Source organism: Acinetobacter calcoaceticus (assembly GCF_900520355.1).
Classification (GTDB): Bacteria; Pseudomonadota; Gammaproteobacteria; order Pseudomonadales; family Moraxellaceae; genus Acinetobacter; species Acinetobacter calcoaceticus_C.
This window is the reverse complement of the sequence record NZ_LS999521.1, coordinates 3,026,087-3,039,180: the sequence shown is the minus strand read 5'-3', so window position 1 is coordinate 3,039,180 and position 13,094 is coordinate 3,026,087. Positions and strand designations below refer to the sequence as shown.

10 protein-coding genes, 2 tRNA genes and 1 pseudogene are annotated in these 13,094 nt (G+C 39.0%); 8 read left to right on the top strand and 5 right to left on the bottom strand.

The genetic code is table 11. The features are described from left to right. The first annotated feature begins 32 nt into the window (after nt 1-32). The 3 genes and pseudogenes from AC2117_RS14555 to AC2117_RS14545 all read left to right on the top strand — a co-directional run bounded on the left by AC2117_RS14555 (nt 33) and on the right by AC2117_RS14545 (nt 1,110). Nucleotides 33-109: transfer RNA gene (locus tag AC2117_RS14555), tRNA-Met, on the top strand. A 128-nt stretch (nt 110-237) separates the two neighbouring features. Then, nucleotides 238-876 (top strand): annotated as a pseudogene (locus AC2117_RS14550) (flavin reductase family protein); the annotation flags it as partial. Nucleotides 877-1,033: 157 nt separating this feature from the next. Next, nucleotides 1,034-1,110: transfer RNA gene (locus AC2117_RS14545), tRNA-Met, on the top strand. 43 nt (nt 1,111-1,153) lie between these two features. Here AC2117_RS14545 and AC2117_RS14540 read toward each other — a convergent pair. The 5 genes from AC2117_RS14540 to AC2117_RS14520 all read right to left on the bottom strand — a co-directional run bounded on the left by AC2117_RS14540 (nt 1,154) and on the right by AC2117_RS14520 (nt 6,628). Then, nucleotides 1,154-2,182, bottom strand: a complete 1,029-nt coding sequence (locus AC2117_RS14540; protein WP_133975057.1) for a hypothetical protein — start codon at nt 2,180-2,182, stop codon at nt 1,154-1,156. After that, the gene (locus tag AC2117_RS14535) at nt 2,175-3,800 is read right to left on the bottom strand and encodes an NAD+ synthase (protein WP_133975055.1); all 1,626 of its coding nucleotides are present in this window, start codon (nt 3,798-3,800) and stop codon (nt 2,175-2,177) included. The genes AC2117_RS14540 and AC2117_RS14535 overlap by 8 nt, the downstream gene beginning before the upstream one ends. Nucleotides 3,801-4,184: 384 nt before the next feature. Then, nucleotides 4,185-4,721, bottom strand: coding sequence for a hypothetical protein (locus AC2117_RS14530; protein ID WP_133975053.1), 537 nt, complete (start codon nt 4,719-4,721; stop codon nt 4,185-4,187). Nucleotides 4,722-4,927: 206 nt separating this feature from the next. Beyond that, nucleotides 4,928-5,380 carry a protoporphyrinogen oxidase HemJ gene (gene hemJ / locus AC2117_RS14525; RefSeq protein WP_042898554.1) on the bottom strand — a complete coding sequence of 151 codons (453 nt, stop codon included), beginning with the start codon at nt 5,378-5,380 and terminating at the stop codon, nt 4,928-4,930. An 18-nt stretch (nt 5,381-5,398) separates the two neighbouring features. After that, nucleotides 5,399-6,628, bottom strand: coding sequence for a beta-ketoacyl synthase N-terminal-like domain-containing protein (locus tag AC2117_RS14520; RefSeq protein ID WP_133975052.1), 1,230 nt, complete (start codon nt 6,626-6,628; stop codon nt 5,399-5,401). Between the two features lie 300 nt (nt 6,629-6,928). Here AC2117_RS14520 and AC2117_RS14515 point away from each other — a divergent pair, with 300 nt between their 5' ends. The 5 genes from AC2117_RS14515 to tuf all read left to right on the top strand — a co-directional run bounded on the left by AC2117_RS14515 (nt 6,929) and on the right by tuf (nt 13,055). Next, complete coding sequence (locus tag AC2117_RS14515; protein ID WP_227549206.1) at nt 6,929-8,248, top strand: EcsC family protein; 1,320 nt, start codon at nt 6,929-6,931, stop codon at nt 8,246-8,248. A gap of 200 nt (nt 8,249-8,448) precedes the next feature. Further along, complete coding sequence (gene rpsL, locus AC2117_RS14510; RefSeq protein ID WP_002050319.1) at nt 8,449-8,823, top strand: 30S ribosomal protein S12; 375 nt, start codon at nt 8,449-8,451, stop codon at nt 8,821-8,823. 160 nt (nt 8,824-8,983) lie between these two features. Continuing rightward, nucleotides 8,984-9,454, top strand: a complete 471-nt coding sequence (gene rpsG / locus AC2117_RS14505; protein WP_003653285.1) for a 30S ribosomal protein S7 — start codon at nt 8,984-8,986, stop codon at nt 9,452-9,454. Between the two features lie 177 nt (nt 9,455-9,631). Next, entirely contained in the window at nt 9,632-11,770 is a 2,139-nt protein-coding gene (gene fusA / locus AC2117_RS14500) for an elongation factor G (protein WP_003653284.1), read from the top strand. A gap of 94 nt (nt 11,771-11,864) precedes the next feature. After that, nucleotides 11,865-13,055, top strand: a complete 1,191-nt coding sequence (gene tuf / locus AC2117_RS14495; protein WP_042894405.1) for an elongation factor Tu — start codon at nt 11,865-11,867, stop codon at nt 13,053-13,055. Nucleotides 13,056-13,094: the final 39 nt, after the last annotated feature.

Genomic DNA, 13,094 nt, shown 5'->3' with positions numbered 1-13,094 from the left:
AAAGAAACTAAGATAATGCGCGCACAGTTTTAGGCTATGTAGCTCAGTTGGTTAGAGCACCGCACTCATAATGCGGGGGTCACAAGTTCAAGTCTCGTCATAGCCACCATTTTATAGACCACGCTCCTGCGTGGTCTTTTTTTATGCTCATTTCCTGAGTAAACATACCTCTAAAGATCAATTTTATAATGATGATATGTTTTTTTGATTTTTTATTAGCTTATTAATATTTAAAAATTATTTCCCTTAGCTGGGGATAGGCAATAAACATATTCTAATTGCTGGTGGCATTGGTATATTACGCCATTTCTACCTCAAATGGATGAGTTTGCTGAAGCGGTGCTGATTTTGAGCTACATTATGCTTACCATTTTTCTGAACATGCAGCTTTGTTAAATGAGTTAAAACGGAAACATGCAGATCGCGTGTTTAGCTATTCTGAGTCGGAAGGTTGTGTGCTTAATCTAGACAAATTAATAACATTTCAACCCAAACACACATATCTATGTGTGTACTCCTAACCCCTGATTGATGTGGTAACAAGCACTGTTAGCGTGATGGCTACATTCACTAGAAATAATTTATTTCAACAGTTTCTGAAGAGGGTGTGGCTTTTGCTGTTGTACTTACTAAGTCTAATCAGGAAGTAGAAGTACAAAGTAACCAAACCATTTTACAAATCATCGAAGCATTTAATATTGATGTTGAATGTTTATGTCGTGAAGGGGTATGCATCGGTATATGTGAAACTGATATTTTGGAAGGTGAAGCAGAACATTTTGATCGAAAATTCAGTAATGCAGAAAAGACTTCATAAAAAATATGGTGATTTTTGTATCGCGGGTAAAAAGTAAAAAGCTAATATTAGATATTTAATACATTTCTTTGGTCGATCAATTGTTTAAAACATAAATTTGCTAAAAAATGAACAAATAAAGGCGATCTGAATCTTATTTGTTCATTTGGTGGAATTTAATGGTTTTGAACTCTTGACCTGTTCTGTAGAACTATAGATAATGCGCACACAGTTTACGGCTATGTAGCTCAGTTGGTTAGAGCACCGCACTCATAATGCGGGGGTCACAAGTTCAAGTCTCGTCATAGCCACCATTTTAAAAACCATGCTCATGCATGGTTTCTTTTTGTCTTTTTTTTACTCATTAAAATGTTTTTCAATAATATCGAGTGTTTTTGAGCTTTGATAAAAAGGAGCTAAAATCGCTTGAAGTAACGGTTCTAAAATACCGTGTTCATTAAAGGCATTCATAACCTTGGGGTAAAAACGTAAAGCTTCAGTTTGTAAATCGGTTTCAGTTAAACCAATCTCACTTAATACTTCAAATAAACTTTCATCTTTGTAAAAGTCATAAAAAACCTCTACGCCATACAAAATAAGATCTTGCATAAATTGTGACTGACGTAATTCTTTCCAATATTCGTAAATTAAAACGAAGAACTCTTCAACATCAAGAGGAGTCAACTGCTTCATAAACTCATAAGTTTTTTTGTGACGAAGATCTTCCCAAATATGACGAACCAGACTTTCTAGGTCTTCAGCTGATAAAAGACTTAATTCTGTTAATTGCTCATGAATAAAGTTAGCGGCCCATGTTTCGAGCTTATGTTCAAGACGCTGTTGTTGTAAAAAAGAGAATTTTTTGAGTTTATGTTGCCATTCAAAATGATAGTCATCTATTCTAGATGCGTTTAGAAATTTTGGTAATTTTTGTTCTAGAGTTGAAGTTGCAATATATTGGCAGAGTTGTTGGACAGATGGGCTAGTGCTTAAAAACTCATTAAGATAATGCCTGATGTGTTCCATTTCTAGAAATTTGGATAGCCACATTTCAAATTGGTGATCAGACACCAAATCTTGTAGCTGTACGGGGGATTTCATCGCAGATAGGTAAATACGCTGTGCGATTTCTCCAATAAACTCAAGCAATCCTGCCCCAAGTTGCATTTCAAAAGCATAGCGTTTTACAACAGCTTGTAATTGTTCTAAATCAACAACTTCATGAAGTTTGATTTCATCGGCATGCTGCATAAACAGTTGGATGAACTGCCGGAAATAAATAGGTGAGTTTTCTATAGATAGTTGTTTTTTGAAAAATTCCACCTGCTCAAGCAAAAGTGCTTGAGCAAGTGTTGTAGTTTTTGATGAGTTTTTTTGCTCAGTCATTCGCTGTCCAACCGTTGACAATCGGATAACGTCGTTCGCGGCTAAATGCACGAGAGGTAATTCTCGGACCGATAGCACCTTGACGACGTTTGTATTCATTACGATCAACTAAACGGATGACTTTTTCAACTACTTCTTTATCAAAACCTTTGGCAATAATATCAGCCTGACCTAAATCTTCTTCAATGTATGCGTAAAGGATGGCATCCAATACATCATATGCTGGTAAAGAGTCTTGGTCTTTTTGGTCTGGGCGAAGTTCTGCTGAAGGTGGACGAGTAATTACACGTTCAGGAATAACTGGAGTTTCACTTAAGCTATTACGATATTTCGCTAATTCAAACACGATAGTTTTATAAACATCTTTTAGAACTGCAAAACCACCAACCATATCACCATAAAGTGTACAGTAACCAACTGAAAGCTCAGACTTGTTGCCAGTAGCGAGTACTAAATTACCAAATTTATTTGATAAACCCATGAGTAAGGTGCCGCGCGCGCGCGCTTGTAAGTTCTCTTCAGTTGCATCTGCTGGTGAGTTGCCAAAGAAAGGATACAAGGTTTGTATAAAGCTATTTACAACTGAATGTATTTCAGCGATACCGAAAGTTACACCCATACGTCGAGCTTGTTCTGCCGCATCTTCAACACTAATTTGAGAAGTGTAAGTATAAGGCATCATTACGGCTTGTACTTTTTCTGCACCGATTGCATCAACAGCAATAGCTAATGTAAGGGCAGAGTCAATACCGCCAGATAAACCTAAAATTACACCTGGGAAGCCTGAACGCTCTACGTAATCACGTGTTGCCAGAACTAAACCTTGATAGATCTCTGCAAAGGTCTCTAAAGTAGGCGCAGATTCTGTGACTTTAAATGATTTGTTTTCATGGTCAAATTCAGCAATGTAGAGGTCTTCTTTAAAGCTTGGCGCTTGTAAAGCAATTTCGCCACTTTTATTACTGACAAAACTTGTGCCATCAAAAATTAGATCATCTTGTCCGCCCACTTGGTTAACGTACACAATGTTCAGATGAAGTTGTTTTGCAAGTTCACTCAGTGTTTGTGTGCGGTGTTGTGGTTTACCGACCTCATATGGTGATGCATTCAATACAAGAACAGTATCAACATTTAATTGGCTTAACTGTTTTACGGTATTAATTGACCAGATATCTTCACAAATCAATACGCCAAACTTATGTCCAAGATATTCAAACACCAAGTGCTGATGGCCTTTTTGGAAGTAACGTTTTTCATCAAAGACGCCATAGTTTGGTAAGTTATGCTTATTAAAGACACCCAAAACTTGACCGTCTTTCATGACAGCAGCAGAATTATAACGTTGACCATCTTCTGTCTGGTTCACAAATCCGAAAACCATGACAATATCTTTAACTTCGGCAAGCTGAGCAAAAGCCTTTTGCATACGTTTATTTAAATTTGGACGTAGCAGTAAGTCTTCAGCTGGATAACCAATAACAGAAAGCTCGGGAAAAATAATCAGGTCAGCATCTTGTTTTTTCGCCTGATTCACTTGCTCAATCATCTTTTTGGTGTTTGAGTCAATATTGCCAATATGCGGAGAAAACTGAGCAAGGGCAACTTTAAAACTTTTCATTCAAACCTAATCCTAGATCATAACGAATATAGATACACACAGTGTTGATTTTTATAGATATAATTTTTCAACGATGTGTATGATACGATAGTAAACAATTAAAATAGTAAACAAAAATGTCAAGATCAATAATATATACCAATCACATATTTTCTGCGTAAAAATAACGAGATTTTCTGTATAGAATAGAAACAGGCTTCATTATTTTTATTGTTTGTATACTGCCTTATCACAAGCCAATTTGGAATAAGCGCGTTATATTTTTTTCAATAATTTGAATTAAATAAGATTGATTTTATAGTTTAGGTAAGTATTTCTGCTTTATAAAAATTCTCATTTACATTAAGCAAAAATGTTACGTTCAAAGAAAGACTGATTATTTAGTTACAAATGAAGTTGAGGTGAACAGATAATATTTGGAATTTTTCCAGAGCAAATGTCACGAGCAATTTCGCCTTGCTGCTCAATATTATAAGAGTTAAACGCCTTGTGGGGAGAGTAGATGTATTTATAGGGGTTGTAAGTTTTAAAGCTAAGATAATAGGCCGATTGCAGCAATGCACCTTTAAGTAATACATGAATGCCTTTTTGATACTGCATGACGTGAGTGAGTTCGTGAATAAAAATACCCTGCATAAATTTAGATTCTAGAGCGTAATTTTCGCTGTAATCTGAAGGATTGACGTAAATATTTCCGTTTGGCGCCATAAAAATACCGCAAGATTGCCAAGGTAGATAACGAGTAGCAATAATTTTAGGTTGTTCACAATTGAGCATGTCACCGAAAACGAGTTGTGCTAATACTTTTTCTTGAGCTGTTAGATGTCTGATGGGATATTTTTTTAAGTGACGAAAAATAAAAAGCGTAAGAACTATAAATTGTTGTTGGGTTGAGCGTTTAAGGGCAGTAAGGGTTAGCATAGCTTTGCCATTAAAGTGAGTTCATCTATTTCTTTAGGATAGTATAGATTACTTATGAGTAAATAAAGAGTCAGAGTTACTCATTGGGTATAACTTTAAGAGCGCATTGATTTTATGCTTTTGATTGAACAAGTTTAAATATAAATAACTCTGCGAGCTTTTATTGTCTAAATTAGAGAAATTTCTTGGATAAGAAAAAACCCCAGTTAAAACTGAGGCTTTACGACAACTAAAATCACAACTGCAAATAAAATTAAGGTTGGCATTTCATTAAAGAAGCGCCAGAACCTATGTGATTTGTAGTGAGCATTTCCGATAAGTTTTTTACGATAGTAGCCACATACCAAATGGTAGATGACTAATAAAGCCACTAATCCTACTTTAAGGTAAAACCATGTTGCCTGATGGTAATGTCGAGTTGCATCGCCCCACTCCACAAGAAAATGGGCGGTAATTAATGTGGCGATCATAGAAGGCCACATAATTCCGCGATACAACTTACGTTCCATTATTTCAAAGCGTTGATGACTAGCTGCATCTTCACTCATGGCATGGTAAACATATAGACGTGGTAAGTAGAACAAAGCAGCGAACCAACAAACCACAGCAATAATATGTAATGCTTTTACCCACAAAAAAGCATCAGAAGGTGCATCCATCGATAATCCTACGTGGGATTATGCATCCCACTTCTTGAAAATAAGGCAAGCGTTAACACCGCCAAAGCCAAAACTGTTACTCATTACAGTATTCAATTTTGCATCACGTTTTTCAAGTACGATATCAAAAGGTTTTGCGCCTTCATCAAGTTCAGTTACATTGATGTTTGGTGCGATAAAGTCATTTTGCATCATTAGAACAGAGTAGATAGCTTCTTGTACGCCAGCTGCACCCAAGCTATGACCTGTCATAGATTTGGTTGAGCTAAGAGGAGGTACATTGCCTTCGCCAAATGCACGTTCCATTGCCTTAAGTTCTGTAATGTCACCAGCTGGAGTAGATGTACCATGTGTATTTACATAGTCAATTTTGTCTACGCCATGTTGCTTAGCTTCTTCAAGTGCCATTAATACACAACGTGTAGCACCTTCACCACTTGGAGCAACCATATCTGCGCCATCGCTGTTTGCAGCATAACCAACCACTTCAGCTAAAATGTTGGCACCACGTGCTTGAGCATGTTCAAGTGATTCAAGTACGACAAAACCACCACCGCCAGCAATAACGAAACCGTCGCGGTCTGCTGAATATGGACGAGATGCTGTTTCTGGAGTTTCATTATATTTTGAGCAAAGCGCACCCATTGCATCAAACAATAAACTTTGAGACCAATGATCTTCTTCACCACCACCAGCAAGCATAAGGTCTTGTTTGCCGAGTTGGATAAGATTGTAGGCATAACCAATTGCGTCAGCAGAAGTTGCACAAGCACTTGTAATGGTATGAGCAATACCTTGCAATTTAAATGCAACACCTACGTTTGCAGTAATGGTGTTTGACATGTTGCGTGGTACGAAGAAAGGTCCTACTTTACGAGCACCTTTAGTCTCTAAAAGCTCTGTCATTTCAACAACAGACGCAGTTGAACCACCACCTGAACCGCCTGCAATACCGTAACGTGGATTACCACTGATTTGCTCAGCCGTAAGGCCTGCATGTTCAACAGCAGCTACAGCAGCATTGTAAGCGTACATTGCACATACGCCCATAAAGCGTTTTAACTTACGGTCAATATGATCAAAATCTTGTTCAGCAGCAGCGCTCACATGACTTTTAAAATTGAGTTCAGCATAAGTTGGGTTAAAACGTGTCCCGGAGATTCCATTTTGAAGTGAATGAGTAACTGCTTCCAAAGAGTTACCGATACATGAGTTAATACCCATACCAGTGATTACAACACGTTTCATCTACAGGTCCCTTTATGGTGATATTAAGAGTCTAACGTGATCAACAGCTATTAAAATGAATAGGAGAATATAGCTGTAAGAAAACAAGACTCATGTTTTTTCGTTGTTAACATGATAGCAGAAAGGATTTTTATTTCTTATGGCAAATCTTTATGACAATTTTACATTTAAAAAAAATAACTAAATACATGGTATGTTGCATTTAGGGTTAACTAAAATACACACATTCAAGTTGAGATAAATCCACATTCCACCTAGTATTTATGTCTAATTAGATAAATTAAAAAATCGAGGTACTTGATGACAAAATTTAATAATAATCAATCTGACAATTTGTTTTCTCAGGTCTTCGGAGTGGCTAAAAAGCTCAGTTCTACAGGATTGAGTATCTTGCAACAGAACCAATCAGGTGATGTAAGTAAGGTAATTGAACCAATTCCAGCTGGTAAAACGGTTGAAGGTAAATCGAGAGCAAAAAGCCCATTTGAAGTTGAGCAATATGAAAGTCCTCAACAAATGCTTCGAGAACAATTACCGAGAGTAACTCGTCAGGTCTTTGGACGGCATTTTACAAAAGTAAATGGTGTGGCGACATTTCTTTCCCCAGATTGGGATCAAAAAGTCTCAGGCTATTTATTTAATTGGTTGAATGATTTTAGTTCAAAAAGCACCTTAACTGAAAAAATTCTTGAAGAAGCGGGCGCTAAAGATTTATTTGAACTAACTAAAGATACAGGACGCTCTCAACGTTTAAGTCAGGCGCTCATTGAACAAAATAAATTAATTGCGACAATACAAGGGGCAATTACAGGCGTGTCAGGTGTGGTTGGTGCTGCTGTAGATGTTCCAGTTTCACTCGTCTTGGTTTTAAGAACAATTTATCAGACAGGAAGATCACATGGCTTTGATCTTTTGGAAGTTACAGACCAAGATGTTGTCGAGTTTATCTTTAAAGAAGTGGATATTAGTCTGATTGCTGAAAAGCAAACTCTATTGTTAGCTTTAAAAACGTTACGAAATATGTTGGAAACACAAGATATTCGTCAATTTCAGCAGGTGTTAGGTTCAACTACTGATCTAGATACTTTGAAGAATTGGTTAGTTGATGAAGAGGGGGAGTTTAAATGGAGTTGGTTAAATCGTATTCCTAAACTCTCAGCCTTTGGTAAAGTTACACCAGTTGCTGGTGCTGTTTTAAGCGCCGTATATAGTTGGAAACTACAAGAAGATGTTGGTCATAAAGCACAGGCCATCTTTGGAGCTGCACGACATTATTTAAATGAACATCCGAGTGAGCATTTATCTCCGTTACAGGCTTATTATGCTGCAGTTACGCTCATCCAGAAAGCCAGTCCACGTCTTTTAAATGTTGGTGAAGATGGTAATGTTCATACTGCACATCATCATAAAGTAGAAAATCATGATGTAATTTCAAAAGTATCTATTGTCTTAAAGCCTACAGAAAGTAAAAAGAGTGAAGAGAAAATTCAGGAAAATGTTCATCAAGGTATCGAGCAACTTGCCGATAAACATGTAGAGGAACACGAGCATACGGAGCAAAAACCAGCTTTAACTCCTGAAGAAGATGAAGAGGGATTAGAGGATAAAAAATACTCTTAACAATACGCTTACAAATAAGAGCTTTAAAAATAAAATCTGAACTCTATTTAAATTTGTAAGTTATCCTGTCAAAGATTGATATGGTCAACATTTGGTAAGTATTGCCGTGTTGACCATTTTTGCATCTTAGCTTACAATTATGTGCCCTTAAAAAGAGGTATTTTCTTTTTAAGGTTTATTAATAACGGGAGAATTGCCATATGGCAACAACGAATCAGTTGATCCGTAAGGGTCGTACGACTTTGGTTGAAAAATCCAAAGTTCCTGCGTTGAAGGCTTGTCCACAACGTCGTGGTGTTTGTACACGTGTTTATACAACTACACCAAAAAAACCTAACTCAGCTATGCGTAAGGTTTGCCGTGTTCGCTTAACTTCAGGTTTTGAAGTATCTAGCTACATCGGTGGTGAAGGTCATAACCTACAAGAGCACAGTGTTGTTCTTATCCGTGGTGGTCGTGTTAAAGACTTACCAGGTGTACGTTACCATACCGTTCGTGGTTCATTAGACTGTGCTGGTGTTAAAGATCGTAATCAATCACGTTCTAAATACGGTACTAAGCGTCCTAAGAAGTAATTCTAGGAAACTAGTCCAATAAGCCCTTTAGCGTTTCGCTTGTTTGAATTCTTCATAGTTTTGTAATTCAAGCGACGTATAGTAAGGCCAGCGTCGTGTACATGACACTTGTACAAACTGCTGGATTATCCTGAAGTGTCATATTATTAGGTGTATTAAAATGCCAAGACGTCGCGTAGTCGCTGCTCGTGAGATCCTTCCAGATCCAAAATTTAGCAGCCAAACAATCGCTAAATTCATGAACCACGTAATGCAAGATGGTAAAAAATCTGTTGCTGAAGGTATCGTTTACGGTGCTTTAGAACGTGTTCAAGAAAAAAACAAAGTAGACCCAGTTGAATTTTTCGAGACTACTCTTGAAAAAGTTCGTCCTATGGTCGAAGTAAAAGCACGCCGTGTTGGTGGTGCTACTTATCAAGTACCTATGGAAGTACGCCCATCCCGTCGTACTGCCTTAGCAATGCGTTGGTTAGTAGATGCTGCTGCTAAGCGTTCTGAAAAAACGATGGCTTTACGTCTTGCTGGTGAGTTGCTTGATGCAGCTGAAGGTAAAGGTTCAGCAATCAAAAAACGTGAAGACGTGCATCGTATGGCTGAAGCCAACAAAGCCTTCTCTCACTACCGTTTCTAAGCGGATAAAACAGTCCCTAATCAGGAGAATATTCATGCGTACAGCAGCTCGATTCAACATTGCTCTTTATCAAAGTGGGAGCTTTGCGGGTATTTAAGTTGCCTGCTTGGATATTTGTACGCATCAATCTAATTGATGCGTCCTGTTTTAAATATAACATTTAGGAATGTAGACCTCATGGCTCGCCAAACCCCAATTAGTAATTACCGCAACATCGGTATTTCTGCGCACATCGACGCAGGTAAAACAACTACAACAGAACGTATTTTGTTCTACACAGGTGTATCTCACAAAATTGGTGAAGTACACGATGGTGCAGCAACAATGGACTGGATGGAACAAGAGCAAGAGCGCGGTATTACAATTACCTCGGCTGCTACGACTTGTTTCTGGTCTGGTATGGGTAACCAATTCGAACAACACCGTATCAACGTAATTGACACCCCGGGACACGTAGACTTCACAATCGAAGTTGAACGTTCTATGCGTGTTCTTGACGGTGCGTGCATGGTTTACTGTGCAGTTGGTGGCGTACAACCTCAGTCTGAAACTGTATGGCGTCAAGCAAACAAATATAAAGTGCCTCGTTTAGCATTCGTGAACAAGATGGACCGTACTGGTGCAAACTTCTTCCGTGCTGTTGAGCAAGTTAAAACTCGTTTAGGTGGTAATCCTGTACCTATCGTTGTGCCAATCGGTGCAGAAGATACGTTTGCAGGTGTTGTTGACCTTATCGAAATGAAAGCAATTATCTGGGATGAAGCATCTCAAGGTATGAAGTTTGAATATGCTGAAATTCCAGCTGACCTAGTTGATACGTCTAATGAATGGCGTACCAAAATGGTTGAAGCTGCGGCTGAAGCTTCTGAAGAATTAATGGACAAGTACCTTGAAGAAGGTGATCTTACTAAAGAAGAGATCATTGCAGGTTTACGTGCTCGTACATTAGCTTCTGAAATTCAAGTAATGCTTTGTGGTTCTGCGTTCAAAAACAAAGGTGTTCAACGTATGTTGGATGCTGTAATTGAATTCTTACCATCACCTACAGAAGTTAAAGCGATCGAAGGTATCCTTGACGACAAAGACGAAACTAAAGCGTCTCGTGAAGCATCTGACGAAGCTCCGTTCTCTGCGTTAGCGTTCAAAATCATGAACGACAAATTCGTAGGTAACTTAACATTCGTACGTGTTTACTCTGGTGTTCTTAAACAAGGTGATCCGGTTTATAACCCAGTTAAATCTAAGCGTGAACGTATCGGTCGTATCGTGCAAATGCATGCGAACGAACGTCAAGATCTTGATGAAATCCGTGCAGGTGATATCGCAGCGTGTGTAGGTCTTAAAGACGTTACTACTGGTGATACATTATGTGATGAGAAAAACATCATTACACTTGAGCGTATGGAATTCCCAGAGCCAGTAATTTCATTGGCTGTTGAACCAAAAACTAAAGCTGACCAAGAAAAAATGTCAATTGCTTTAGGTCGTTTGGCTAAAGAAGATCCATCGTTCCGCGTTCGTACAGACGAAGAATCTGGTCAAACAATTATTGCTGGTATGGGTGAGCTTCACCTTGACATCATCGTTGACCGTATGAAGCGTGAATTCGGTGTTGAAGCGAACATTGGTAAACCAATGGTTGCTTACCGCGAAACAATCAAAAAGACTGTTGAGCAAGAAGGTAAGTTCGTTCGTCAAACAGGTGGTAAAGGTAAATTCGGTCATGTATATGTTCGTTTAGAGCCTATGGATGTTGAAGAAGCTGGTAAAGAATACCAATTCGCTGAAGAAGTTGTCGGCGGTACTGTACCTAAAGAATTCTTTGGTGCGGTTGACAAAGGTATTCAAGAACGTATGAAGAATGGTGTATTAGCTGGTTACCCTGTTGTGGGTATCAAAGCGACATTATTCGATGGTTCTTACCATGATGTCGATTCTGATGAATTGTCATTCAAAATGGCTGGTTCGTACGCTTTCCGTGACGGTTTCATGAAAGCAGATCCTATCCTTCTTGAACCAATCATGAAAGTTGAAGTAGAAACTCCAGAAGACTACATGGGCGATATCATGGGTGACTTAAACCGTCGTCGTGGTATGGTTCAAGGTATGGATGATCTTCCTGGTGGAACAAAAGCAATTAAAGCAGAAGTTCCATTGGCTGAGATGTTTGGTTACGCGACTCAAATGCGTTCTATGTCTCAAGGTCGTGCGACTTATTCTATGGAATTCGCTAAATACGCTGAAACTCCACGTAACGTGGCTGAAGGCATCATCGCTAAGTTCCAGACTGGCGGTAAAAAAGGTGACGACGAGTAATCTTTCGATTACTATAAGCCCAAACTAATTCTTAGTTAAAAACCAAGCGCTCGTGCAGTGACCCTGCATGAGCAGTTTATAAAGGAAGATCATCATGGCTAAAGCCAAGTTTGAACGTAATAAGCCGCACGTAAACGTGGGCACAATCGGTCACGTTGACCATGGTAAAACAACTTTAACTGCTGCGATTGCAACTATTTGTGCAAAAACTTACGGCGGTGAAGCGAAAGATTACTCACAAATCGACTCAGCACCTGAAGAAAAAGCACGTGGTATTACAATTAATACTTCACACGTAGAATACGATTCTCCAATCCGTCACTACGCTCACGTAGACTGCCCGGGCCACGCCGATTATGTTAAAAACATGATTACTGGTGCTGCTCAGATGGACGGCGCGATCCTTGTATGTGCTGCGACTGATGGCCCAATGCCACAAACTCGTGAACACATCCTTCTTTCTCGTCAGGTTGGTGTACCTTACATCATCGTATTCTTGAACAAGTGTGACCTTGTTGATGATGAAGAATTACTTGAATTAGTAGAAATGGAAGTTCGTGAACTTCTTTCTACTTATGACTTCCCAGGTGATGACACTCCAGTTATCCGTGGTTCTGCGCTTAAAGCGTTGGAAGGCGATGCTGGTCAATATGGCGAGCCTTCAGTTCTTGCTCTTGTTGAAGCGCTTGACTCTTACATTCCAGAACCAGAACGTGCTATCGACAAAGCATTCTTGATGCCAATCGAAGACGTATTCTCTATTTCTGGTCGTGGTACTGTAGTAACAGGCCGTGTTGAATCTGGTATCGTTAAAGTTGGCGAATCAGTTGAAATCGTTGGTATTCGTGACACAGTAGTAACGACTGTAACTGGCGTAGAAATGTTCCGTAAATTGCTTGACGAAGGTCGTGCAGGCGAGAACTGTGGTGTTCTTCTACGTGGTACTAAGCGTGAAGACGTACAACGTGGTCAAGTACTTGCTAAACCAGGTACAATCAAGCCACACACTAAATTCGATGCAGAAGTATACGTACTTTCTAAAGAAGAAGGTGGTCGTCATACTCCATTCCTTAACGGCTACCGTCCACAGTTCTACTTCCGTACAACTGACGTAACTGGCGCAATCCAATTACAAGACGGCGTTGAAATGGTTATGCCAGGTGACAACGTTGAAATGTCAGTAGAATTAATCCACCCGATCGCAATGGACCCAGGTCTACGTTTTGCGATCCGTGAAGGTGGTCGTACTGTAGGTGCTGGTGTTGTTGCGAAAGTAACTGCATAATCACTTTTAGTGAAAAAAAGCGCTCTTTTTAGAGCGCTT

Coding starts and splice junctions, on each gene's coding strand:
- AC2117_RS14535 (WP_133975055.1), bottom strand. CDS start 3,800: ATGAAAAGTTTTAAAGTTGCCCTTGCTCAGTTTTCTCCGCATATTGGC.
- AC2117_RS14530 (WP_133975053.1), bottom strand. CDS start 4,721: ATGCTAACCCTTACTGCCCTTAAACGCTCAACCCAACAACAATTTATA.
- AC2117_RS14520 (WP_133975052.1), bottom strand. CDS start 6,628: ATGAAACGTGTTGTAATCACTGGTATGGGTATTAACTCATGTATCGGT.
- fusA (WP_003653284.1), top strand. CDS start 9,632: ATGGCTCGCCAAACCCCAATTAGTAATTACCGCAACATCGGTATTTCT.
- rpsG (WP_003653285.1), top strand. CDS start 8,984: ATGCCAAGACGTCGCGTAGTCGCTGCTCGTGAGATCCTTCCAGATCCA.
- AC2117_RS14515 (WP_227549206.1), top strand. CDS start 6,929: ATGACAAAATTTAATAATAATCAATCTGACAATTTGTTTTCTCAGGTC.
- tuf (WP_042894405.1), top strand. CDS start 11,865: ATGGCTAAAGCCAAGTTTGAACGTAATAAGCCGCACGTAAACGTGGGC.
- rpsL (WP_002050319.1), top strand. CDS start 8,449: ATGGCAACAACGAATCAGTTGATCCGTAAGGGTCGTACGACTTTGGTT.
- hemJ (WP_042898554.1), bottom strand. CDS start 5,380: ATGGATGCACCTTCTGATGCTTTTTTGTGGGTAAAAGCATTACATATT.
- AC2117_RS14540 (WP_133975057.1), bottom strand. CDS start 2,182: ATGACTGAGCAAAAAAACTCATCAAAAACTACAACACTTGCTCAAGCA.